The 22,931-nt window shown below is 64.2% G+C and carries 18 protein-coding genes and 2 pseudogenes; 10 read left to right on the top strand and 10 right to left on the bottom strand.

Annotated features, from left to right (window positions below):
• Window positions 1–135: 135 nt before the first annotated feature.
• Window positions 136–351 (bottom strand): hypothetical protein, encoded by a 216-nt coding sequence (locus EAV90_RS24860; RefSeq protein WP_122406831.1) that lies wholly within the window; start codon window positions 349–351, stop codon window positions 136–138.
• A 110-nt stretch (window positions 352–461) separates the two neighbouring features.
• Here EAV90_RS24860 and hemE point away from each other — a divergent pair, with 110 nt between their 5' ends.
• Window positions 462–1,496 carry a uroporphyrinogen decarboxylase gene (hemE, locus tag EAV90_RS24855; protein ID WP_129144974.1) on the top strand — a complete coding sequence of 345 codons (1,035 nt, stop codon included), beginning with the start codon at window positions 462–464 and terminating at the stop codon, window positions 1,494–1,496.
• A 397-nt stretch (window positions 1,497–1,893) separates the two neighbouring features.
• Here the strand turns inward: hemE and hemC are convergent, their stop codons facing one another.
• From hemC to EAV90_RS24840, 3 genes are all read right to left on the bottom strand, one after another.
• The gene (hemC, locus tag EAV90_RS24850) at window positions 1,894–2,874 is read right to left on the bottom strand and encodes a hydroxymethylbilane synthase (protein ID WP_122404905.1); all 981 of its coding nucleotides are present in this window, start codon (window positions 2,872–2,874) and stop codon (window positions 1,894–1,896) included.
• A gap of 24 nt (window positions 2,875–2,898) precedes the next feature.
• Window positions 2,899–4,524, bottom strand: a complete 1,626-nt coding sequence (locus tag EAV90_RS24845; protein ID WP_129144973.1) for a GMC family oxidoreductase — start codon at window positions 4,522–4,524, stop codon at window positions 2,899–2,901.
• Window positions 4,525–4,776: 252 nt separating this feature from the next.
• Window positions 4,777–5,367, bottom strand: a complete 591-nt coding sequence (locus EAV90_RS24840) for a TetR/AcrR family transcriptional regulator (RefSeq protein ID WP_122404907.1) — start codon at window positions 5,365–5,367, stop codon at window positions 4,777–4,779.
• 173 nt (window positions 5,368–5,540) lie between these two features.
• Between EAV90_RS24840 and EAV90_RS24835 the strand changes: the two genes are divergently transcribed.
• Both EAV90_RS24835 and EAV90_RS24830 read left to right on the top strand, forming a co-directional pair.
• Window positions 5,541–5,906, top strand: coding sequence for a nuclear transport factor 2 family protein (locus EAV90_RS24835; protein ID WP_129144972.1), 366 nt, complete (start codon window positions 5,541–5,543; stop codon window positions 5,904–5,906).
• 260 nt (window positions 5,907–6,166) lie between these two features.
• Window positions 6,167–8,128, top strand: a complete 1,962-nt coding sequence (locus EAV90_RS24830) for a putative bifunctional diguanylate cyclase/phosphodiesterase (protein ID WP_129144971.1) — start codon at window positions 6,167–6,169, stop codon at window positions 8,126–8,128.
• A 219-nt stretch (window positions 8,129–8,347) separates the two neighbouring features.
• Here the strand turns inward: EAV90_RS24830 and EAV90_RS24825 are convergent, their stop codons facing one another.
• The 4 genes from EAV90_RS24825 to pgm form a co-directional block, all read right to left on the bottom strand.
• The gene (locus EAV90_RS24825; RefSeq protein ID WP_129144970.1) at window positions 8,348–9,328 is read right to left on the bottom strand and encodes a PDR/VanB family oxidoreductase; all 981 of its coding nucleotides are present in this window, start codon (window positions 9,326–9,328) and stop codon (window positions 8,348–8,350) included.
• Between the two features lie 11 nt (window positions 9,329–9,339).
• Entirely contained in the window at window positions 9,340–10,092 is a 753-nt protein-coding gene (locus EAV90_RS24820; protein WP_129144969.1) for a GntR family transcriptional regulator, read from the bottom strand.
• A gap of 3 nt (window positions 10,093–10,095) precedes the next feature.
• Entirely contained in the window at window positions 10,096–11,145 is a 1,050-nt protein-coding gene (locus tag EAV90_RS24815; protein ID WP_129144968.1) for an aromatic ring-hydroxylating dioxygenase subunit alpha, read from the bottom strand.
• A gap of 289 nt (window positions 11,146–11,434) precedes the next feature.
• Window positions 11,435–13,081, bottom strand: coding sequence for a phosphoglucomutase (alpha-D-glucose-1,6-bisphosphate-dependent) (gene pgm / locus EAV90_RS24810; protein ID WP_129144967.1), 1,647 nt, complete (start codon window positions 13,079–13,081; stop codon window positions 11,435–11,437).
• Between the two features lie 135 nt (window positions 13,082–13,216).
• Between pgm and EAV90_RS24805 the strand changes: the two are divergent.
• Window positions 13,217–13,519, top strand: a pseudogene (locus EAV90_RS24805) (alpha/beta hydrolase family protein); the annotation flags it as partial.
• A 49-nt stretch (window positions 13,520–13,568) separates the two neighbouring features.
• Window positions 13,569–14,363, top strand: a complete 795-nt coding sequence (locus EAV90_RS24800) for a lytic transglycosylase domain-containing protein (RefSeq protein ID WP_245509611.1) — start codon at window positions 13,569–13,571, stop codon at window positions 14,361–14,363.
• A gap of 25 nt (window positions 14,364–14,388) precedes the next feature.
• Here the strand turns inward: EAV90_RS24800 and EAV90_RS24795 are convergent.
• Window positions 14,389–14,484: pseudogene (locus EAV90_RS24795) on the bottom strand (DNA-binding response regulator); the annotation flags it as partial.
• Window positions 14,485–14,737: 253 nt separating this feature from the next.
• On the bottom strand, window positions 14,738–15,625 hold the full coding sequence (locus tag EAV90_RS24785; RefSeq protein WP_129144966.1) for an aldose 1-epimerase family protein: 888 nt from the start codon (window positions 15,623–15,625) through the stop codon (window positions 14,738–14,740).
• 180 nt (window positions 15,626–15,805) lie between these two features.
• On the opposite strand from EAV90_RS24785, the gene EAV90_RS24780 reads away from it, so the two are divergent.
• The 5 genes from EAV90_RS24780 to EAV90_RS24760 all read left to right on the top strand — a co-directional run bounded on the left by EAV90_RS24780 (window position 15,806) and on the right by EAV90_RS24760 (window position 22,435).
• The gene (locus EAV90_RS24780) at window positions 15,806–16,909 is read left to right on the top strand and encodes a glycosyltransferase family 4 protein (protein ID WP_129144993.1); all 1,104 of its coding nucleotides are present in this window, start codon (window positions 15,806–15,808) and stop codon (window positions 16,907–16,909) included.
• A gap of 213 nt (window positions 16,910–17,122) precedes the next feature.
• Complete coding sequence (locus tag EAV90_RS24775; protein WP_245509610.1) at window positions 17,123–18,304, top strand: glycosyltransferase; 1,182 nt, start codon at window positions 17,123–17,125, stop codon at window positions 18,302–18,304.
• Between the two features lie 103 nt (window positions 18,305–18,407).
• The gene (locus EAV90_RS24770) at window positions 18,408–19,742 is read left to right on the top strand and encodes a hypothetical protein (protein WP_129144965.1); all 1,335 of its coding nucleotides are present in this window, start codon (window positions 18,408–18,410) and stop codon (window positions 19,740–19,742) included.
• A 30-nt stretch (window positions 19,743–19,772) separates the two neighbouring features.
• Window positions 19,773–21,047, top strand: coding sequence for a glycosyltransferase family 4 protein (locus tag EAV90_RS24765; RefSeq protein ID WP_129144964.1), 1,275 nt, complete (start codon window positions 19,773–19,775; stop codon window positions 21,045–21,047).
• On the top strand, window positions 21,044–22,435 hold the full coding sequence (locus EAV90_RS24760; protein WP_129144963.1) for a hypothetical protein: 1,392 nt from the start codon (window positions 21,044–21,046) through the stop codon (window positions 22,433–22,435). Before EAV90_RS24765 ends, EAV90_RS24760 begins: the two co-directional genes overlap by 4 nt.
• Window positions 22,436–22,931: the final 496 nt, after the last annotated feature.

Genomic DNA, 22,931 nt, shown 5'->3' with positions numbered 1-22,931 from the left:
TTGTGTTATTGAAGTCTGAAATCACGACCGGAATACGCGGCGACTCCCCCGTTTCCAGTAGTCTTACGGACGCAATGATCCAGGCATCGCTAACAAGACATTAGCACGCCTATCGGAGTCCGGCGCGCGATGCTGCTAGCTGAAGATGGCCTTAACCTTGTCCCAGAATGAGGAATGCTCGGCATCCGCATCGGCCTTCGAAGGCGTCGGCTGTGCGGCGCTTACGGGATCTGAAGCCGGGAACGTATCCTTCAGCCCGGCGTCGAGCTTGGCATTGCGATCGGCAGCGAGCGCCTCGCGCAGATCTTCGGCGTGCTTGTCGTGCGGGGCGGGATTGAATGTCTGAGCCATGAGATCCTCCTCCATTCGCCGGTCAACGCGGCGCATTTGCCTCGGTTCCCCTGTTCCGCTCGGGCCTTTGGCGGTGTATCAGGAACCTCAAATCTGCATCAGGACAGTTCGTGCCCCAGTCTGCAAAAAAGCCTTTCATCGACGTGCTCTCCGGCCAGCGCCAGACCGTCCCGCCGACATGGATGATGCGTCAGGCCGGGCGCTACTTGCCGGAATATCGCGAAGTGCGCGCCAAGGCCGGCGGCTTCCTCGATCTCTGCTTCAATCCAGAGCTTGCCGCCGAGGTCACGCTGCAACCGGTCCGCAGATTCGGCTTCGACGCGGCGATCATCTTCTCGGACATCCTCGTGATCCCCTATGCGCTCGGACGCTCGGTGCGGTTCGAGGTCGGCGAGGGCCCGCGGCTCGAGCCGCTCGACGATCCGGCAAAGGTCGCGACGCTGGCGCCGCGCGCTGATCTCGGCAAGCTTCAACCGGTGTTCGATGCACTGAAGATCGTGCGCGACGCGCTAGATCCCAGGACCGCGCTGATCGGCTTCTGCGGGGCGCCGTGGACGGTGGCGACCTACATGGTCGCCGGCCACGGCACGCCGGACCAGGCGCCGGCCCGGATGATGGCGTACCGGCATCCCGAGGCATTCTCCAAAATCATCGACGTGCTGGTCGACAGCTCGATCGAATATCTGCTGGCGCAGCTCGCCGCCGGTGCCGACGCGTTACAGATCTTCGACACCTGGGCCGGCGTGTTGCCACCAACCGAGTTCGCGCGCTGGTCGAGCGAACCGACGCGGCGCATCGTGGCGGGCGTGCGTGCGAAGGTGCCGGATGCGAAGATCGTCGGCTTTCCGCGCGGGGCCGGCGCGCTGCTGCCCGCTTACGTCGAGGCAACCGGCGTCAACGGCGTCAGCATCGACTGGACCGCGGAGCCGGCCTTCATCCGCGAGCGCGTGCAGAGCAAGGTCGCGGTGCAGGGCAATCTCGATCCGCTGGTGCTGATCACAGGCGGCGCCGCGCTCGACCGCGCGGTCGACGACGTGCTGGCCAATTTTGCGCAAGGGCGGCTGATCTTCAATCTCGGCCATGGCATCCAGCCGGAGACGCCGATCGCTCATGTCGAGCAGATGATCAAGCGGGTGCGGGGATGATCTTTCCGCCTCTCGGGAGGCGCAAACAAAAAAGTGCGAAAACAACCCCATGCACAGTAGAGAGACCACGCCCGATCAATGACTTAGCGCGCGCTGAAATCAGATGAGACGTCATCGCACCAGATCGCGCCGAGGTTTGACTCGTCGGGCAAAACAGGAGCAGTATGGCATCATCGCGCCGCTGCCCCGCTTCGAGAAAGGCCAGCGTGCCAACCGGCTCTTGGTGCAGCGGGTTAGACGACGGCTCCTCATCACACCAGTCATTGCGAGCCAGCGGGTCCACGCGAAGCGCGGCCCGATGACGGGCTCAGCGAAGCAAATCCAGAATCTTTCCGCGGGTAGCAGTCTGGATTACTTCGCTGCGCTCGCAATGACGACGGCGGTCGCGGAAAGCGCGTCAGCGCGGGCGGCTGCGCTCGATGATCTCCGCCGCACCCTTCACCAGCAGATCGAGCCCTACCGCACGGCCGAGCTCGCGCGGGCGATTGGCCGGGCCCGTGCACGAAGCTTCGATGATGGTGTTGCCGGAGAGGTCGAGCACCGAGGCGGTGAGCGACATCTGATCGCCTGATATGGTCGAGAAGCCCGCCACCGGCGAATTGCAATGACCGTTGAGCACCCACAGCACCTCGCGCTCGGCATCGGCTGAGGCGTGGGCCAAGGGATCGTCGATCGATGACAGAATTTGTCGCGTCTGCCAGTCCCGCGCCGCGCATTCGACCGCGACGATGCCCTGCCCCGCCGCCGGCAGCATCTCCGCCGCGGTGAATTCGTGCGCAATGCGGCTCGACAGACCGACGCGATCGAGGCCCGAACGCGCCATGATCAGCGCATCTGCCGGCCCCACCGCACCGCCATCCGGCAGGCGCTGCTTCTCACCGTTGTCGAGTTTTCGCACGCGGGTGTCGGCGGCGCCACGGAAATGGATCACTTCCACCTCCGGGAACAACCGCCGTGCATAAGCCGCCCGGCGCACGGCGTTGGTGCCGATCTTAAAACCCTTGCCGCGCGACTGACGCAGCGCCTCCAGCGTTACGCCATCGCGCAGCACCAGCGCGTCGCTCGGCGGATCGCGCGACAGCGTGGCGCCGATGACGAGGCCGGGCGTGTCCTCGTTGCCCGGCATGTCCTTCAGCGAATGCATCGCCGCCTGCAATTCGCCCGAGAGCACGGCGGCGCGGATCTGCGCCACGAAAGCGCCGCCCTTGCCGCCATGTGGCAGCAGCTTGCTGGTCTGGTCCAGATCGCCCGTGGTGTCGAACTTGACGATCTCGACGTCGAGACCCGGCACGGCGGCGGTCAGGCGGCGCGCGATCTCGTCCGTCTGTGCCAGCGCCATGGCGCTCTTGCGGGTGCCGATCTTCAGTCGCGTAGCCAAGCCGCTGTCCTTTCTAGCCGCAAATCAACGCGCCTCCTCTAATATCATGTCGGAAGCCTTTTCAGCGATCATGATGATCGGCGCGTTGGTGTTCCCCGACACGAGGTCCGGCATGATCGAGCCGTCGACGACACGAAGGCCGTCGAGCCCCCTCACCTTCAGCCGCTGATCGACCACGGCAAGCGCGTCATTGCCCATACGACAGGTCGAGGTCGGATGGTAGATGGTGCTGCCGCGCTCACGGCAGAAATCGAGCAGCTCGGCATCCGTGGATACCTTTGGCCCGGGATCGTACTCGCTGACCACGAACGGCTTCAGCGCCGGCGCGTTCAGGATCTTGCGCAGGATTTTCAGACCCTCCACGTTGGTGGTTCGATCGGTCTCGGTCGACATGTAGTTGATGCGGATCTCCGGCGGCACGGTCGGGTCCGCGCTCTTGATGCGCAGGGAGCCGCGGCTTTCGGGACGTAGCTGGCACACCGAGGCGGTGAAGCCGGAGAAATCATGCAGCTTCTCGCCCATCTTGTCGGTCGAGAACGGCAGGAAGTGCACCTGGATGTCTGGCGAAGCCAGCCGCGGACTGGTCTTGAAGAAGGCTCCGGCCGTGCCCGCCGCGATCGTCAGCCAGCCCTTGCGGAACAGCGCATAGCGCGCGCCGGCCATGGTGCGACGAAGCGGATGGTTGATGGTGTCGTTGAGCGTGATCTTCTGCGAGCAGCGCATCACGATGCGGACTTGCATGTGGTCCTGAAGGTCGTGACCGACGCCCGGTGCGTCCAGCACCACCTCGATGCCGTGCTTGCGCAGGAGATCGCCAGGGCCGACGCCGGAGAGCTGGAGCAGTTGCGGCGAGTTGTAGGCCCCGCTCGACAGCACGACCTCCTTGCGCGCCCGTGCGCGGCGCAAGGCAGCGCCTTGGCGGTACTCGACACCGACGGCGCGGCGTCCCTCGAACAGGATGCGCTGGGCGAGCGCGCCCGTCTCGATCTTGAGGTTGCCGCGGGCCTTGGCAGGGCCGAGATAGGCCACCGCCGTGGAGGCGCGGCGACCGTTGCGCGTCGTGGTCTGGAACAGGCCGACGCCTTCCTGCGTCGCGCCGTTGAAATCAGGGTTGTAGGGCAGACCGGTCTCGACGGCAGCATCGATGAAAGCCTTCGACAGCGGATCGGTCACGATCATGTTGGAGACCGGCAGCGGTCCGCCCGTGCCGTGATAGTGATCGGCGCCGCGCGACTGGTCCTCGGCCTTCTTGAAATAGGGCAGCACGTCGTCATACCCCCATCCCGTGTTGCCGAGCTGGCGCCAGCGGTCATAGTCCTCGTGCTGACCACGGACATAGAGCAGGCCGTTGATCGAGCTCGAGCCGCCCAGTGTCTTGCCGCGAGGCTGGAACACCTGGCGGCCCTTCAACTCGGGCTCCGGCTCGGTCTGGTACATCCAGTTGACGCTCTTCTCCTTGAACAGCTTGCCGTAGCCGAGCGGGACGTGGATCCAGATGTTGGAGTCCTTCGGGCCGGCCTCGAGCAGCAGCACGCTGTGCTTGCCGTTCGCAGAGAGCCTATTGGCCAGCACGCAGCCGGCAGAGCCGGCGCCGACGATGACGTAGTCGAATTCGGGATCGTTGAGTGCGAGAGAGGAATTTGCGTTCATGCGCTACTGTTCTTTTTGTTGGTATGGCGTTTCCAGTTCGTCACTTCACCTCTCCCAGCGGAGAGAGGTCGGATTGCGCACGGCAATGCGCAGCATCGTCCGTAGCAATCCGGGTGAGGAGCCGCAATGGCAAGTGAGACCGTACCCCCTCACCCGGATCGCATCTACGATGCTATCCGACCTCTCCCTACGGGAGAGGTGACCGAGTGCGGCGTCAACACCATCCACATCACTCGCTCCGCATTAACACAATCATGCGCGCACGCGCAGTGCCTCGACCAGCGACTTGAACGCACGGGCATATTCCGCGCCTGCCCTTGCGATATCGGCACGGCCGGCGCAGGCGACCGCGGCCTCCGTCACGGCGCCGAGCAGCAGCCGCGCTAAGGGCTCGACCGGCTGCCGCGCGATCAGGCCGGCCTCCATCGCTGCGGAAAGCGCACGCGGCATCTTGCCGCCGAAGTGCTGCGCGTCGATCTCGCGCCAGCGTTCCCAGCCGAGCACGGCCGGACCGTCGCGCAGGATGATCTGGCCGGTCGGGCCCTTGGCGGTAGCGGCAAAGTAATGCTGGGTGCCGGCGACCATCGCGGCGAGCACGTCCTTCTCTGCCCGCGCCGTGCGGTCGATCTCGGCAACGAGGTCGCGCGAGACCTGATCGAACACGGCTTCGAACACCGCCTCCTTGGTCTTGAAGTGATGATAGACCGCGCCCTTGGCGACGGAGGCGCCTTCGGCGATCTCGTCCATGGTAGTGGCGGCAAAGCCTTGCGTGCCGAACAAGCGGCGCGCCGCCGTCAGGATCGCTTCCGTCGTCGCCGCCCGCCGCTCCGCCTGTTTCGCCATGGCTCTCGTCTTGCGTCCACCTCTCCCCGACGGGGAGAGGTGTTCCGAGTTCTTGGCTCGCATCGATTCAAACTCACTCCCCTCTAATCGAATTCAGCGCGGACGGCCAGTTGACTTTTCGACCATCGGTCGGTATTTACCGACTATCAGTCGGTTTTAATCGTGAGGTCGCCATGCCGAGCCGTGACATCGTCGAAGACTTTGCGAAACTGCTGGAGGACGGGGACTTCGTCGGCGCGATCGAGCAATTCTATGCGCCCGATGCTGCCACCTACGAGAACAACGCCGAGCCGACGATGGGGCGCGACAAGCTGGCGGCAAAGGAGCGCGGCGTGCTGGCCGCTTTCAAGGAGGTCAAGGCCGTCCGCGTCGGCCCGAGCCTGATCGAGGGCGACCACGTCGCCACGCGCTGGGTTTTCAGCTTCACCAATGCCGAAGGCGTCGTCCGAACGCTGGACGAGATCGCGTGGCAGGCCTGGCGGGGCGATGAGCTGATCGAGGAACGGTTCTATTACGACCCGAAGCAGCTGGGGCGGTGAAGCCCCGAGCTGCTGTCATCGCCCGGCTTGATGTTCAGCCCGGGGACATGACAGCGGAACTGCTCGCCAACATGCTCCTTCCGTTACATCCGTAACGCAAGGCGTCGCATTTGTATCGATTTGTTATCGATACCTTGCTTTGAACACGCAGGAGTGGTCGCAGCCAAGCTGGCTGGCGTGGAAAATTCATAGTTCGTCAAAGGTTTGTAGCGAATTCTCCGGATCGAGCTGGACGAACGGCCCTGCTGCTAGGCTCTGGGATGCGGACTCAAACGACCAACTATGTCGCACGGTTGTTCGCCGGCGATCTGTCGGCCTTTGGCGGTCCCGCAACCGACGAGGCGATGGCCGGCCATATCCGCGCCGAACAGATGTCGCTGGTGCTCGGCTATTCGGTCGGCATCATGCTCGCCAATGCCTGCAACGCCATCGTACTCGCCATCGCGCTGTGGCAGTCGCCGGACCGGATGTTCGCCCTGATCTGGGCGGTCGCGGTCGCCGCCGCCGCGATCGGATTTTGCCTGCAATCCTACGCCGCGCGCCGCATCACCAAGCCGCAATCCGTCTCGCGCCACGCCATGTACCGGCTGGTGCGCAATGCCTTCATTCTTGGCTCCGCCTGGGGCATCGTCCCGGTCGCGTTCTTCGCCGGCGCCTCGACCGGCGGACAGCTCGTCATCACCTGCCTGTGCTCGGGCATGCTGGCCGGAGGCGCGCTGGCCTTCGCCACGATCCCGATCGCGGCCATCGCGTTCACGGCGCCCATCTTCCTCGGCATCGCGATCTGCCTCAGCAGGAACGGCGACCTGGCCTTCCTGCTGATCGCCTTCCTCGTCGTGGTCTATGGCAGCGTGCTGCTGCGCAACGTGTTCGTCAATTCGTTCTCGTTCGCGCGGCGCGTGATACGGCAGATCGAGGCGGAGCGCACGGTGCGCCAGGACTCGCTGACGCAGCTGCCCAATCGCTTCGCCTTCAACGAGACGCTCGATGCCGCGCTGAAGCGACTGGCCCTTTCCGGCGAGGAGTTCGCGGTGCTGCTGCTCGATCTCGATCGCTTCAAGGAGGTCAACGACAAGTTCGGCCATCCCGCCGGCGATGACTTCCTGGTGCAGGTCGCAGGCCGCCTGCAGCGCTGCACCCGCACGGCCGAGCACATAGCGCGCATCGGCGGCGATGAGTTCGCACTGGTAATGGCCAATCTGGCGCGGCCCGAGGATGCGCTCGAAATCGCCGAGCGCTTCGTCGCGGCGTTCGACGAACCGTTCCAGATCGAAGACCGCCAGATCATCGGCGCGACCAGCGTCGGCATCGTGCTGGCCCCTCGCGACGGCAACACGGCGCTCGACGTCATGAAGAACGCCGATGCGGCGCTCTACCGTGCCAAAAAGGCGGGGCCGGGCACGGTCTGCTTCTTCGAACAAGCGGATGACAGGCTATCTCGCGACCGCAAGGCGCTGCAGTCGGACCTCGAAGGCGCGATCGCGCGAAACGAGCTGTTCCTGGTGTTCCAGCCTTTCCTCGATATCCGCGACAACCGGATCACCGGCTTCGAGGCGCTGTTGCGCTGGCGGCATCCTTCGCGCGGGCTGGTGCCGCCGAGTGAATTCATACCAATCGCGGAAGAGACCGGGCTGATCCACGCGATCGGCGAATGGGTGATCCGCCGCGCCTGCGCCACCGTGGCGCAATGGCCGGAAGAGATCAGGGTCGCCGTGAACTTCTCCGCGGCGCAGTTCCACAATACAGGCATTCTTCAGATCATCGTGCAGGCGCTCGCCGACGCCAAGATCGCCCCGCATCGGCTCGAGATCGAGATCACGGAATCGATGCTGCTGTCGAAATACGGCTCGGCCGCGACGGTCCTGAACGCATTGCTGGAGCTCGGAGTCACCGTGGCGCTCGACGACTTCGGCACCGGCTTCTCGTCGCTGACATACCTGCGCAAGCTGCCGTTCAGCCGCATCAAGATCGACCAGTCCTTCATCCGCGACATGCTGGTGCAGCCGGACTGCGCCGCGATCGTGAAGTCGGTGATTTCGCTGGCACGCGACCTCGACATCGGCGTGGTGGCGGAGGGAGTCGAGACCGCCGACCAGCTCGAATATCTGCGCCAGATCAGTTGCGACGAGGTGCAGGGGTATCTCATCAGCCGGCCTGTTTCGGCCGATGGCGTGCTGGCGCTGCTCGATACGAAGAAGCTTCGGGCGATTTACGCGGCGTAGGTGCCAGCGCTTCCAAATGCGTCATGGCCGGGCTTGTCCCGGCCATCCACGCGTCGGCTCCGAGCATGAAGAACGTGGATGCCCGGGACAAGCCCGGGCATGGCGACCTCTCCTAGAGCATGATCCGGAAAAGTGTGCAGCGGTTTTCCGAAAAGATCATGCTCAAACAATAACCTGAAGCGCGATGGCGATTCATCCTGATCCCATCGCGCTTTAGTGTCAGATCGCATCCGCCCGCAGCAGGGTGTCCACCGTGATGGTGCCGCGCGCGCGGGAGACGCAGGCGCAGATCTTCCGGTTGCTCTGTTTCTGATGATCGCTGAAGAAGACGTCGCGATGATCGATCTCGCCGTCGACCGCGACCACGTCGATGGCGCAGAGGCCGCATTCGCCGCGCTTGCAGTCGTACATCACGTCGTGGCCGCTGGCGTTGAGCACGTCCAGCATCGAGCGCTCGCGCGGGATCTCGAGCTCGACGTTCGAGTCCTTCAATCGCACGCGAAAAGTTTCGGTCGGCAGCGTGCCGCTGGAGCCGAAGGTCTCGTAGCGGAGATCGGGCAGCGGGTGGCCGGCCCCGATCCAGGCATGGCGCGCGGCGTCCAGCATCCGCATCGGGCCGCAGAACAGGGCCAGCGTACTTTGCGGCAACGAGGCGAACAGGGCGTCGAGATCGAGCCGCTGGCCCTCGTCGCTGGCGTGAACAACCAGACGGTCCCCGAGCATCGCGGCGAGATCGTCGAGATAGGCGGCCTCACGGCGCGAGCGCACGGCGTAGTGCAGCGCGACGTTTGCCTCGCGCCGCGCCAGTGCCTGCGCCGCGCCGAGGATCGGGGTGATGCCGATGCCGCCGGCGATCAGGCAGTAGTTTTCGCGAGCCCAGTCAACCGCAAGGAGCGAAGCGGGCCGGGTGATGTCGAGGCGCGCGCCGGGTGCGAGCTGCCACATGTAGCGCGAGCCGCCGCGGGAATCCTCAGCGCGGCGCACCGCTATTCTGAAGCCATGCGAAGAGGCTTCGCCGACCAGCGAATAGGATCGCGTCTCCGGCAGGCCGTCGATGGTGACGCTGACATTGATGTGGCTGCCGACCGGATAGGACGTGACGTCGAACTGATCCGGCCTGATCAGAAATTCGCGGATGCCGGGCGCGAGATCGCGCGTCGAGACGAGTGTCGCCGGAATCCGGGTTTCGACGAAGCGCATTGTGACTGCCCTCAATCGGTTGCGGTCTTGATCAGCGCGAGCGCCGGCAAGAGGTCGAGATGGGTGCGGTTGCGCAGCGCGAGCCGCAGGTTTCGCACCGCGAGCCGGGCATGCTCGCGCATGATGGCCTCGGCGCGCGCGCCCTCGCGGTTCTCGATGGCGTCGATCACGACGCGATGGTGCTCCTGGGCGATGATCAGGATCTGCTGCGCCTCGGGCAGCGCCGACTGCGCCATCACGAAGCCGCTTGGCGATGCGAACGGCATCGCTGAGGCGCGGTCGATCTGCCGGATCAGGGGCTGGCTGCGGGACAGTTCCGTGAGCAGCGCGTGGAAACGCGCATTCAGCGTGACATAGGACGAGAAGGCATCGACCGAGATCGGCACCTGGCGGAGCAATTCGTCGATTGCGGAAAGGCACTCCTTCAACGATTCGAGCTCGCGCGCGGAGACGCCGCGCTCGGCGGCAAAGCGCGCAGCCAAACCTTCCAGCGTGCCGCGCAGTTCGATGGAATCGGAGATGTCGCGCTCGGAGAACGCCTTCACCATGAAGCCGCCCGAGGGGATCGCCTCCAGCAGGCCCTCCTCCTCCAGCCGCACCAGCGCCATGCGCACCGGCGTGCGCGAGGCGCCGGTGGTCTCCACCGCCTGCAGCTCGGAGATGCGCTCGCCGGGGCGTAAAGACCCCGACAGAATCTGATCGCGCAGCGCGAGCTGCGCCTTCACGGTCTGCGAGACGGAGCGGTCGACCTCACGCTCGGCCATGATCTACTCCGCGGCCTGGAGGTGCGTTGGCGCGTTTTCCTTCGCCACCATCCGGTCGATCAGCTTGCGCGACCACATCGCGCCGGCGTCGATGTTGAGGTTATAGAAGATGCGGTCGGGGTTCTCGTCCATCGCGCGCTGCTGCGCTTCGAGGATCAGCTCGTCCTCGCGGAAGATGCCGGAGACGCCCTCGCGGATCTCGGTGGTGATGCGCTGCTCGCTGATGCGATAATTGCGAACGAAGGCCCAGAAGTAATGGCAGGTCTTCTCCGTCTCCGGCGTGATGGTGTTGAGCACGAAGCCGTTGACGCCCTGCGAGCGGTCGCCTTCCGGCGCGCCGGTGCCCGTCGGCGCCACGCCGACGTCGATGGCGATGGTGCACGGCGCCTCGAAACGGATGATCTGCCAGCGATCGACGAGGCCAGGCTTGCCGAGCTGCTTGCCCCAGAACGGCGGCGGCTCGATGCCGCGCATCCAGCGCGTCACCGTCACGGTCTTCTCGCCATGGGTGACGTCGAACGGCGCTTCCGCCACCGCGTCATTTCCAATCGACGAGCCGTGCACGAAGGTCTCGTGGGTGAGATCCATGAGATTGTCGAGCACAAGGCGGTAGTCGCAATTGACATGGATGGTCTTGCCATCGCCGGCCCAGGCGGGATCGTCGTTCCAGTGCATGTCGGGCACGAGCGCGGGATCGGCGAGTGCAGGATCGCCCATCCAGAGCCAGATGTAGCGATGGCGCTCGACGACGGGATAGGCGCGCACGCAGGCCGAGGGGTTGATGGTCTCCTGCGAGGGCATGAAGGTGCAGCGGCCCTGCGCATTGTATTTCAGGCCATGATAGCCGCAGACGACGGTGTCGCCCTCCAGCCGCCCCTTGGACAGCGGCACCAAGCGATGCCAGCAGGCGTCCTCCAGCGCGGCCACCGAGCCGTCAGCTTTCCGATACATCACGACATGCTTGCCGCAGATCGTCCGCGGCAGCAGCGCCGGCTTCACCTCAGCGTCCCAGGCGGCGGCGTACCAGGCGTTCATGGGAAAGGGTTTTGTCATCGGTCTCACTCCCACGGCTTATGAATACGTTATGTATACAATAGCGGGGGTACGGAAACGTTCAAGGCCAAAAATGCCGTATTATATTACCTTCATATTCCATTATGTATACATACCATCCGCTGTCATTCCCCGCGAAGGCGGGGAATCCAGTACTCCGCGGCAGACATTGGTTCACACAACTTCAGGCGCGGCGTACTGGATCGCCCGCCTTCGCGGGCGATGACACCGGAAAAATGTGGCGGCCCTCTCGGAGGGCGAGAGAAAGGCGTGCCGGCTGCAGAACACCTTACGCCGCGAACACCTTCGCCAGGCCGGCCTGGGCCTCCTCCTGAATCCGTTTCAGGTGCTCGGGGCTGCGGAAGCTTTCGGCGTAGATCTTGTAGACATCCTCCGTCCCCGACGGCCTTGCGGCGAACCAGCCGAAATCGGTTTCGACCTTGATGCCGCCGAAGGGCTGGCCGTTGCCGGGCGCCTTGCTCAGCGTTGAGCGCACCGGATCGCCGGCGAGCTCCTCGAGGCCGAGCTGCTCGGGCGTGACGGACTTCAGGATGTTCTTTTGCGGCCCGGTCGCGGCAACGTCGATGCGCGCGTAATGGGGCATGCCGAACTCGGCGGTGAGATCGCCAAAGAGCTGGCTGGGATCGCGACCGGTCTTGGCCATGATCTCGGCAGCCAACAGGCCGAGGATGATGCCGTCCTTGTCGGTGGTCCACACCGTGCCGTCGCGGCGCAGGAACGAGGCCCCTGCACTCTCCTCGCCGCCGAAGCCGAAGCTGCCGGTGAGGAGGCCGTCGACGAACCATTTGAACCCGACCGGCGTCTCGACCAGCCTGCGACCGAGCTTCTTGGCGACGCGGTCAATGATCGAGCTCGACACCACGGTCTTGCCGATCGCAGCACTCTTGCCCCAGTTCGGGCGATGCGCGAAGAGGTAGGAGATCGCGGTCGCCAGATAATGGTTCGGATTCATCAGGCCGCCGGTGCGGGTGACGATGCCGTGGCGGTCGGCGTCGGTGTCGTTGGCAAAGGCGACGTCGAAGCGGTCGCGCATGCCGATCAGGCTCGCCATCGCGTAAGGCGAGGAGCAGTCCATGCGGATCTTGCCGTCCCAGTCGACCGTCATGAAGCGGAAGGTCGGATCGATCGCCTGGTTCACGACGGTGGCGTTGAGGCCATGGCGCTCGATGATCGGATGCCAGTACTGCACGGCGGCACCGCCGAGCGGATCGATGCCGATATTGACGCCGGCGGATTTGACGAGATCGAGATCGACGACATTGCCGAGATCGGCGACGTAGGGGGTGACGAAGTCGTAGGCGTGGACGTTCGCCGCCTTGCGCGCCTTGGCATAGTCGATGCGCTTCACGTCCTCGAGATCGCCGGCGAGATAGGCGTTGGCGCGCTTCTCGACGACGCCGGTCACATCCGTATCGGCCGGGCCGCCATGCGGCGGATTGTATTTGTAGCCGCCGTCTTCGGGCGGATTATGGGAGGGCGTGATGACGACGCCGTCGGCGAGGCCGCTGGTGCGGCCCTTGTTGTAGGTGAGGATCGCGTGTGAGATGACAGGTGTCGGCGTGTAGCCGCCGTCCTTGTCGATCATGATGTCGACGCCGTTGGCGGCGAACACTTCGATGGCGCTGACCAGCGCCGGCTCGGCCAGCGCGTGGGTATCGATGCCGATGAAGAGCGGACCTGTCAGGCCCTTTTCTCTTCTGTAATCACAAATGGCTTGCGTGGTCGCGAGGATGTGGCCTTCGTTGAACGTGTTCTTGAACGAGGTGCCGCGATGGCCGGACGTGCCGAACGCCACGCGCTGCGCCGGATCGGACGCATCCGGCTTGCCGGCGAAATAGGCCGTCACCAGCCGCGGAATATTGGTGAGCGCGTCCGGCGAAGCCTGCTTGCCCGCCGCGGGATGAACATCAGCCACTGAAATATCCTCGTTCTGTCGTGAGTGCGGGACACCATAGCATCGGCCGTGCCCCCGCCAAGGGCACAACACGCGCGAGGGGGAAGGCGTTCCTGGGTTGTGGTTCGCATGACATGCGGGACAACCGCTCCGGATCTCAGCCACGGCATTCTGAGCCCGCCAGATCCGCTGCCGCCACCGCACCAGCTCAATGAGGCCGCGCGGGCCGAGTTCGCGCGCTATCTCGCAAGCATGCTGCCGCACAAGGCTTTTGCCGTGTCGCCGAACGGCGGTTACGGCTGGCGCGCGGGTCGCGCCTCAGCCGACGACGCCGGGCGCGACTCGCTGGCGGCCTGCATGAAATGGTCGCCCGTCTGCACGCTCTATGCGGTCGATGACCAGCTGGCGGAGCCTTCGCAAGCAAGGTCCACTGAGCAGAGCGCCCGCGCGCGCCAGTGACCTCGCGCCAGAGGCCGGTTTGTTAACTCCGGAGCGCTATGACAAACCCATGCTGTGGGATCGGGCACGCTTCATACTCGGCGCGATGTGGAGACACCTCGCGGTCGTCCTGCTCTTGTCGGCCCCGATCGGTGCACATGCCGGCGACGGCGATATCGACGGGCCGCACACGACCTCGACGATCGCGAACGCCAACACGGAGCTCGGCGCCGGCGAAACGCCGTCATCGCGGGCCATGATCCGGAAGATCATCGAGAGAGAAACTAAAAGCACCAATTTACCGGCCGATATCGCCGAAGCGGTCGTCTTCGTCGAAAGCGGCTATAACCCGGCGATCATCGGCAGGGCGGGCGAAATCGGCCTGATGCAGGTGCGCCCCGAGACGGCGGCGATGCTGGGCTTCCGCGGGAGCAATGCGGAATTGGCGGAGCCTGATATCAACATCCATTACGGGGTGCTTTATCTCAGCCGGGCTTGGCAGCTGGCGGGCGGCGACCTCTGCCGCGCCCTGATGAAATACCGGGCAGGTCATGGCGAAGAGGAGATGACCGCGCGGTCGCAGGTCTATTGCAACCGGGCCCGCAACCGTCTCGTTGCCATGAACGCGATGCAGGCGGGGACCGAAGCTGCGGCTGCTCCGGATCCGCCGCCCCCGGTCGCTGCTCCTGCTCCGGCAAAACCGGCGAGCCGCCCGAAGATCGCGGTGCAGCCCAAAGCGGTCTATGCCCGCTACCGTCAAGGCACCGCGGCCGCCAGCCGCGCCTATTGGGCCGCACACGAGGCCCGCATCAGCCAGATCAAGGCACGCATCGAAGCACGATGGAAGCGCGTCGCGTCTCGCTGACGATGATGTCCTACAACTGCTCACTGAGCGCGAGCTCTGCGCGCGCGAGCAGATCGCGCAAGTTGATAGGCCTGGTGACGTAGTGGTCGCCGGCGACCTCGAGCCCGAGGATGCGATCCACGCCTCCGGCAGCCCGCCGCGGCTTGCTCGGCCGCACGCTTCGCATCTAGATCGCGGCCAAGGCCGGCGTCAAGAAGCTCGCGCTGACCCATCACCGGCCGCGCAGCGATGATGCCATGTTGAACGCGCTGCTCGAGGATGTCAGGCAGGACTATGCGGGGCCGGTCGTGCTCGGCGAGGATCTCACGCGTATGGAGGTCTGAGCATCATCGAAGCACGCGCGCCGCAAACATGCGTGCGGAATCTGTTCGGCGTCAGGACGATCCGACCTCGATCCGGTAGGACAACTCTTCTTCAGCGCCCGGCGCGATGTGCATCAGGCCCGGCTTGTCGGTGAACTCGCCGTCGAAGCCGGCGGGACTGGCATAGCCGCGCCAGGGCTCGATGCAGAGGAACGGCGCACCTGACGGTTTCGACCAGACGCCGAGTTCGCGAAAGCCGCGCCAGGACATTTTCAGCCAGGGCCCCATCGATGCCCCCTGCCCCGCGGCATAGCGGACCGAAGTGCTCTCGATCCGGTCGAAGATGATGGCATCGTCGGTGAACAGGGATTCGGACAAGGGCAGCGCGGCACCTTTGACCGGGCTCGGCTGCACTGCCGGGCGCAGCAGTCCACCATCGAGACGGCGGACGGGAGACGACTCTGCGCGCGCGAAGGTCAGCGCATAGTCCTGCTTTGCCGCGTCGGACTGCAGCGGCCAGTTGAAGGCGGGATGGCCGCCGATCGAAGCCGGCAATGTCTCCTTGCCGGTGTTGGCGATCGTGAGCGTCAGCTCGAGACCGGAATCATCGATCGCATAGGCGGCCATGAGCCGGAACGGGAACGGATAGAGCGCGCGCGTCGCCTCATTGTCATGGAGCACGAGGGTGCAGCGGCTCTCGCCGCGCTCTGCCCACACAAAGCGGCTGTCGCGGGCAAAGCCGTGCTGGGTCATCCGATACGATTTGCCCTGGTGCAGCAATTCGTCATTGGCAAGACGCCCGACGATGGGAAACAGCAGCGGCGCGTGACGCGGCCATTCCGGCCCCGCCTGCCAAAGGAATTCGATGCCGCCGTCCTTCAGCGAGCACAGCTCGGCGCCGTGCGCCTTGATGGTTGCGGTGAGGGAGCCGCTGCGAAGGGAGTGGGTGTCGTCGGTCATTGCCGACCTCTACACCGCGGACTCAGACGCAGCAAGGCAGCGCCGGCCATGCAGGCGGCGCCTCGGAGCCATGCCGAGCTGCGTCATATTTCTGTACCTAACGATTGCTCACTTGCGGTTCCTCCACCGCGAGCTCCCCGGGACCCCGGCCGGGACTCCATGAACCATCGTGGTAGCCAATTGAAATTCTTCATCAACGGCCGCTTTCTGTCGCAAAAGCTCACGGGCGTTCAGCGCTATGCCGCTGAAGTGGTCAAGGCCATCGACGTGCTGCTGGCGTCTGAGCAGACTCCAGCCTCGCTGCGCAATGCGGACTGGCAGTTGCTGACGCCTGCGGATGCAAGCGAGAGCCTTGATCTCGAGCGGATCAAGATCCGCCCAGTCGGCCGGTTGCATGGACATGCGTGGGATCAAATCGATCTCGCGCGCGCCGCCGCCGGAGGCCGCCTGATCAGTCTGGCCAATTCCGGTCCCGTCTTCCATCGCGACCACCTCGTCGTGATCCACGACGCCCAGGTCTTTCGCCGGCCCGACTTCTTCAACTGGCGCTATCTGGCAGTTCACCGAACCATGGGCCGGCTGCTCGCCCGGCGCGCAAGCATTGCAACCGTATCGGCTTTTTCGCGCGGAGAGCTCGCCGAGGTGTTGAATCTATCGGCAACAGAGATCCCGGTCTTTCCTAACAGCGCAGAGCACTTCGCCAAGACGAAACTAGATCCCGGCATCATTGCCCGGCTCGGCCTTCAGCCGCAGAAATTCTTCCTTTATGTGGGCTCGAGGACCAAGAACAAGAATCTTTCCGTCGCGATCCGCGCCATCCAGCTGCTCGATCGGCCTGACGTTCCCCTGGTCATCGTCGGCGGCGATAACAGTAAAGTCTTTCAAGACAATTCGGGCGTAGGGGCTGCAGGCCTGCTGCTTGCTGGCCGTCTGACCGACAGCGAGATTGCAGCTCTCTATGCGCATGCATCGGCATTCGTGTTTCCCTCGCTCTATGAGGGATTCGGCGTGCCGCCGCTCGAAGCCATGATCTTCGGTTGTCCGGTCATCGCTTCGACGGCTGATGCCGTCGTGGAGACGTGCGGTGACGCGGCCGCGTATTTTCGCGCCACCGATGCCGAAGCATTGAAGCAGCTCATGCTCGAAAGATTGGCAGCGGGCGCGATCTCGGACCAGGAACGCATGCGGCAACAGGATCGCGTGACATTCTATTCGTGGAAAAAATCGGCGAAGGCTCTGCTCGATCACCTCGCAGCGCCGGCGAACGTCGCCAGCGCTGCTTGAAATTCGACGCAGCTCGCCTCTCGCGCGCAACGGTTTTTGCACAAACGATTTGCAACTCGCGGCTTCTTGCATAGTTCCATGAAAATTTCTCGTTCTTGCGGGTGATCGCACGCACGAAGAGCTTGGCGCAACATGACCACATCGCTGCCCCAATATCGCTACGTATTCGAGGAACTGTGTTTCGCAGTAGCGAACTCAGAACAGGGATACACGATGTCCGGCTCTCCAACGCGGCCCTACGCAAGGCAGACGATGAAAGTGCTGCACGTCGCCGAGACGATCCGCGGCGGGATTGCCAGCTATCTGAACGAGTTGCATCCGCAGCAACAGGCGAGCTTCGGCGCCGACAACGTGCACTATGTCGTGCCCTCGGATCATCGTCGCGATCTCGGCGCGATCGATGACAGCCAGATTACGACGTTCGAGCGGACCGGCCGCAGCGTCTCCGGGCTGTTCCAGATGTTGCGCGCAAGCATGCAAGCCCTCGACGCCTTCCGGCCGGACGTGGTGCATTTGCATTCCTCCTTTGCAGGCCTCGTGCTCCGGCCCGTGCTGGCGGCCCGCTCGAACGGCCCGCGTGTGGTCTATTGCCCACACGGCTGGGCATTTTCGCGCGAGACCGGTCGTCTCAGCCATCTCATCACGAAGGCAGCAGAAAATCTTCTCGCGCGCACGTCGGACCGGATCATCTGCATCTCCGGTGACGAGTATAATGAGGCGGTCCGCGCGGGAATTCCCGCCGAGCGCCTCACCATCGTCCACAATGGCATCTCGAAGAGCCGCACGCCGCAGCCCGTCGCGGCGGACTGGACAACATCCAAGAAAGTCAAGGTGCTGTTCATTGGACGCCTGGACCGGCAGAAGGGCTTTGATCTCCTGATCGAAGCGGCGCGCTCGCTCGAGGATGTGCTCGACATCCGCATGGTCGGTGCCTCCGTCGTCAACAAGTATGAAGGCCCGACGGTCCCCTCCAACGTGAGCCTGCTGGGCTGGCTGGACCGCCCGACCATCGAGACCCAGCTCGAGGCCGCCGACCTCGTCGTGATTCCATCACGATGGGAAGCCTTCGGTCTCGTTGCCCTGGAAGCGATGCGCGCAGCCAAGCCCATCCTGGCGTTCCGTAGCGGCGCATTGCCCGAGATCGTCGTCGATGGCGTCACCGGCGTGCTCTGCGAGCCCGTCGCCGTTCAGCCGCTCGTCGACGGGTTCCGGCGAGCGCTCGATCTCGATCTCAAGGTACTGGGACAGCGCGGCTACGACCGCTTCAAGCAGCTGTATGACGTCCAGAAGACGCATGGAGAATTGCAGCAGGTCTATGTCGAGCTCCTTCAGGACGACCAGACACCGGTCGAAGCGAAAGCGGGACTGCAGTCGGATCTCTCAAAGAATTTCTGATGAGCAAAATGCACGGTCGCCCCTGCAGATGCAGGAGATCGCGATGGCAATGCCCTGGGCCGGGCTTGATGTCACCGCCAGTGCGTCGCGCGTGATCTAGACCATGACACGCCCACGCACCTTGGTCCGCGACAGTGTCCTCCGCCTCGCGGGCCTCATCTCGTCCATTGTTCTGTCGGTCCCTGCCTGCGCTCAGCAGGCTCAACCGCTCGACACGCGATTCCTGCTCGGCGTCGGCACCCATCAGGGGCTGGGCGGGCCGGTGAGCGAGCGCGGATACGTGCCCGCAGAGAACATCGCCCAGATCAAGCAACTCGGCTTCAACGCCTTCCGCGACGATTTTCCCTGGTCCGATTTCGAGGTCGGCGGACGCCGGATGGGCTTCACGCCCAGGCTCGGCAGGCTCGAAGCGCAAGTCAAATCCGGGGTCGCGCGTCCCCTCCTGATCCTCGCCTTCGGCCATCATCTCGTTCCGAATTCCTCGCCGCCAACGACCGATGAGGCGCGGCAGCGGTTCGCGGACTATGCTGCCGCGGCGGCGCAATCGGTCGTGGCGCAGCATCCCCTGTTCGAGCTCTGGAACGAGTGGAACCTGGCGGCGAAGAAGGATGCCGCCTTCTCGCCGGAGAACTATCTGGCGCTTGCCGAGGCCACACGACCGGCGGTCAAGCGGGTGGCGCCGAACGCGCCTTTCCTGGTTGGCGCGCTCGGCGACGATCCGGGCTGGACATGGACGGAGAAGATGCTGCGGACCGGCATTCTGCAATATGCCGACGGCGCGTCGATCCATCTCTACAATTTCTGCATGGGCCCGAGCAAACGCAGCTCGGCCGAAATCATCGAGCGGCTCACGGCGTTTCACCGGCTCGTCGGCCAGGCGAGCGGAAATGCCGACTTCCCGATCTATGTCACCGAGACGGGCTGGACCACGCCCACCAACAAATGCGGCGTCAGCGAACAGGCCCAGGCCGACAATACGGCGCAGCTCATCCTGTGGGCGTCGACCGCGACGCGCTGGCTCAAGGGGATCTGGATTTACGAGCTCAAGGACAGCGGCAAGAATCCATCGGAGCTGGAGCATAACTTTGGCCTTTATCGCTTCGACAATTCGCCAAAGCCCGTCGCCTGTGCAGCCCAGGGCGCCTGGGCCTTCATTCGCTCCAGCCTGAGTGCCGAGCGACGCGAGCTCGCCAGCGGCATCGTTTCGATCAATGCATCCACGACGTCCGGCGGCAGAGTCGCGGTCTGGTCCGAGGCTCCGGATCGACGTTACGAAATCCGGCTCAAAGGCGATCAGCAGGGCACTACCTATGCACTGCCGTGCGATGCGGCCGCAACACCTGCATCCGGGGCCTGGATTCCGGTTTCGAGCACACCGGTTCTGATTGCAGCCAAGAACGGTGCCGCTCCCGCCCTGGAGATAAGGCCGGCGCGGTAGGCGCGATTTTTGAAGACATGAGGTTACGTGATGAAAGTTCTTTTGACGTCCACGCTTTATCCGACGCCTCAGGCACCAAAGATCGTTGGCGGTGCAGAGATCTTCGCGCGACGTTTCGCCGAAGGCCTGGTGCAGCGCGGAGACGAGGTGGAGGTGATACGGACCGCATCGTCCCCTGGGCAGGAGCGCGAAAGCTGCAACGGCATCAACGTCTATTCCGCGCCGGTGCGGAACATCTATCTGCCCTTCATGGAGCAGAAGAACGCCGCTTTACGCGGCGTCTGGCACGCGATCGACGACTGGCAGATGCAGGCGCCCCTGATCGCGGAGCGAGTCCGGGCCTTCAAGCCGGACGTGCTGCACTCCAACAATTTGTCGGGTCTCACCACCGCGATCTGGCGCGTTGCCGCCCAGCTCGGCGTGCCGGTGCTGCATACGCTTCACGACTACTATCTGACCTGTCCACGCTGCTCCCGCTTCGACAAGGGACGGTCTTGCGAGCACACCTGCACGAGCTGCGGAATTCTGAGCTTTCATCGCAAGCGGGCCACACATTGGCTGAGCGCCGTGGTCGGCGTGAGCGAGCGTGTGCTGTCGATTCATACCGATATGGGCATGTTCTCGGAGACGCCGATCCGCACCGTGATCCGCAACGCCTCGACCGAGCCGCCGCGCGCGCCCTACCCTCGTCCGATCTGCACCACGGAAGTGACGTTCGGGTTCATTGGCCGCCTCACCGAGGAGAAGGGCATCGACAACCTGATGCGGGCCCTTGCTATGCTGCCCCGTGATCGCATCCGGATGCTGATCGCCGGCCGGGTCAGCGACGAGGAGCAACGACGCCTCAGGGCGCTCGCTCCGGACGCGCGCATCGAGTTCATGGGCTTTGTCTCGCCGGACGATTTCTACAGGCAGGTCGACGTGGTGATAGCCCCGTCGATCTGGCACGACCCCGGTCCACTCGTCGTTGCAGATGCCAAGGCGGCCGGCAGGCCGCTGCTCGGAACGCGCTTTGGCGGCATGCCCGAGGTCATCAAGCACGGCGTGACGGGCTGGCTGACCGACGCAGATCCCAAATCCCTGGCCAGGAGCATGCTCGCAGTCGCGTCGGATCCGCACAAGATCGACGAGATCAGCCGACGCCTGATCGCCGATACCAACAAATGGATATTTGCCGACGTGCTGTCTTCATACAAGAACCTGTATGAGCAATTGCGCGAGCAACGGATGTCGCGCATGCGCGCAGCAATGACTGAAGCGCCACAGGGATCGACCGTCGGCAAGGAGCGCCTCATTCCGAGATGACACGCCTCTTCGCGATGGCGGGCTACGTCTACCAGAGTGCCGCGGCGATCATCCTGATCTTCGCGCTCAGCCATCTGCTGCCCGCCGCCGCCTACACCAGTTTCTCCTTCACCCTGGCCTCTAGCCAGTTGCTCTGCGTCCTCATGTTCGAGTGGCTCCAGCTTGCCGGACTGCGCTTTCTGGCGGCAGCGAGGGAGAAGGAGGCGGCGCGGCTGAGATGGTCGCTCTTTGCCGCAGGCCTGTCGAGTGCGGGCGCGCTCGTCGTGATCGGGAGCTGTGCATCCTTGGCCAGCGCGCTCCCGACAGGGATCATCGCGCTTGGCCTCGGCATATCCGTGCTTCAGGGCCTGACGGATCTCTATTTCCTGTCGGTCCGCCTCTCCGATCGGCTGGGCATCGCGTCCTTTCTTCTTGCGTTCCGGGCTACCGCTCTTCTGGCCGGGGCCGCCGCGGGAGCAGCGATTTCAGGAACGGCCGAAGCGGCGCTGCTCGGCGTTAGCGCCGGCCACGCACTGGGCCTTGTCGCGGCGCTGGCGGCCTATCGCACCCCCCTGGAACGCGTTTCGCTGCAGACGATGCTCGCCGACTGGGGGGATTTCTCCCGTTACGGCATGCTCGCCGCAGCCGCATCCGTCATCCATCTGTCGGTGCCGGTGCTGCTCCGGATCATCGTCATTGGCCGGCTGGGTGCGACGGGGGCTGGCGCCGGCTTCTCGATTGCGCTCGACCTGCTGCAGCGCCCGTTCTGGGTTCTCAATGCGGCGATCCACACCGTGAGCTATCCCGAAGTCGTCAACGATTTCGAGCACGGGACCGGCGCAAAATCAGTGCAATCGGCGCGCCGGATGTTCGAGTTCATGATCTGCACGACCCTCGTGCTGCTCGGCGGGCTGGTCGGCTTCATTCCTGATGCTGCGCGGATCCTGGTGCCGCACGAGAGCCTGGGTGGATTCCTGGAGACGGCGCCGGCGATCGCGGCCTTCTATTTCCTGCATACCCATTTGCAGGCGACGATCGCGGTTGTCCCCCACCTCGAGAAGCTGGCGACCAGGCTGGTGCTGGTCGCGGCCGGCCAGCTCGCCATCGTCGTGGCCCTCTCCCTGGTCGCGGCGTCGGCCGGCCTGTCGCCGCGGGGGGCGGTGAACTGCGCTTCGCTCGCCACCCTCGCAACGATTCTGGTCGCGCTGGGTCCTACGCTGCGGTTTGAGGCATTTCCGCGCGGGTCATTGGTCGCGCAGGCGCTGGTGGCCGCAATCCTGATCGGCTCGCTCGGTTCGATGCCGACGGAGCCTGCGGCATGGCTCGGCGGCAAGATCGTGATCGCCGCGCTCGCGACTGCGATCATCGCATGGCGCGGCGACTTTCTCATGCTCAGCCGCCGCAGCTGATTCGCCGCACCCGTGGTTGCGGCACGGAACCAGCCTCGCGTCCCGATTCCCGCTGTGCGTGCGTGCACCTCATGAACGGCACCACAACCGCTGCGTGCAAACCCTATATTTTAACCGCCCGTAGAAACGGCATTTGCAAACGTCCTGTGCAGAAACTATGGACTGCAGGTGAAGATGCCCGTCGGATTGCGGACACGGCAGAGCGCCCTTAGCCGGCATCGAGCACTGCAAGAGTGCCGCGTGTTCCATTGCAAGCTCGTCGTGTTCGTACGGCTTGCGCATACACATTCAGCAGTGCAAAACGCGAAAATCTTGAAAGTGCCTTCCTCACGCCATCCTGCACCGGCATCGCATCAATATTCTGCTACGACATGAGCAAATCAGTTCCTGCACAAGGAACTTCCTTCGCTCGCGATTTGTAGCTTTCATTTTTATCTGAAATTCACACTCGATAGAGAAGCTTGAACGCAAATCCCTGCGAGCAATTTCGCTCGCG

Origin of the sequence: Bradyrhizobium vignae (assembly GCF_004114425.1) — a bacterium.
GTDB classification, from domain to species: Bacteria; Pseudomonadota; Alphaproteobacteria; order Rhizobiales; family Xanthobacteraceae; genus Bradyrhizobium; species Bradyrhizobium vignae.
This window is presented reverse-complemented; position numbering and strand designations above follow the sequence as displayed.

Coding starts and splice junctions, on each gene's coding strand:
- EAV90_RS24770 (WP_129144965.1), top strand. CDS start 18,408: ATGACACGCCCACGCACCTTGGTCCGCGACAGTGTCCTCCGCCTCGCG.
- EAV90_RS24765 (WP_129144964.1), top strand. CDS start 19,773: ATGAAAGTTCTTTTGACGTCCACGCTTTATCCGACGCCTCAGGCACCA.
- EAV90_RS24825 (WP_129144970.1), bottom strand. CDS start 9,328: ATGCGCTTCGTCGAAACCCGGATTCCGGCGACACTCGTCTCGACGCGC.
- EAV90_RS24840 (WP_122404907.1), bottom strand. CDS start 5,367: ATGGCGAAACAGGCGGAGCGGCGGGCGGCGACGACGGAAGCGATCCTG.
- EAV90_RS24815 (WP_129144968.1), bottom strand. CDS start 11,145: ATGACAAAACCCTTTCCCATGAACGCCTGGTACGCCGCCGCCTGGGAC.
- EAV90_RS24835 (WP_129144972.1), top strand. CDS start 5,541: ATGCCGAGCCGTGACATCGTCGAAGACTTTGCGAAACTGCTGGAGGAC.
- EAV90_RS24785 (WP_129144966.1), bottom strand. CDS start 15,625: ATGACCGACGACACCCACTCCCTTCGCAGCGGCTCCCTCACCGCAACC.
- EAV90_RS24860 (WP_122406831.1), bottom strand. CDS start 351: ATGGCTCAGACATTCAATCCCGCCCCGCACGACAAGCACGCCGAAGAT.
- EAV90_RS24830 (WP_129144971.1), top strand. CDS start 6,167: ATGCGGACTCAAACGACCAACTATGTCGCACGGTTGTTCGCCGGCGAT.
- EAV90_RS24820 (WP_129144969.1), bottom strand. CDS start 10,092: ATGGCCGAGCGTGAGGTCGACCGCTCCGTCTCGCAGACCGTGAAGGCG.
- EAV90_RS24800 (WP_245509611.1), top strand. CDS start 13,569: ATGCTGTGGGATCGGGCACGCTTCATACTCGGCGCGATGTGGAGACAC.
- EAV90_RS24845 (WP_129144973.1), bottom strand. CDS start 4,524: ATGAACGCAAATTCCTCTCTCGCACTCAACGATCCCGAATTCGACTAC.
- EAV90_RS24775 (WP_245509610.1), top strand. CDS start 17,123: ATGTCCGGCTCTCCAACGCGGCCCTACGCAAGGCAGACGATGAAAGTG.
- EAV90_RS24760 (WP_129144963.1), top strand. CDS start 21,044: ATGACACGCCTCTTCGCGATGGCGGGCTACGTCTACCAGAGTGCCGCG.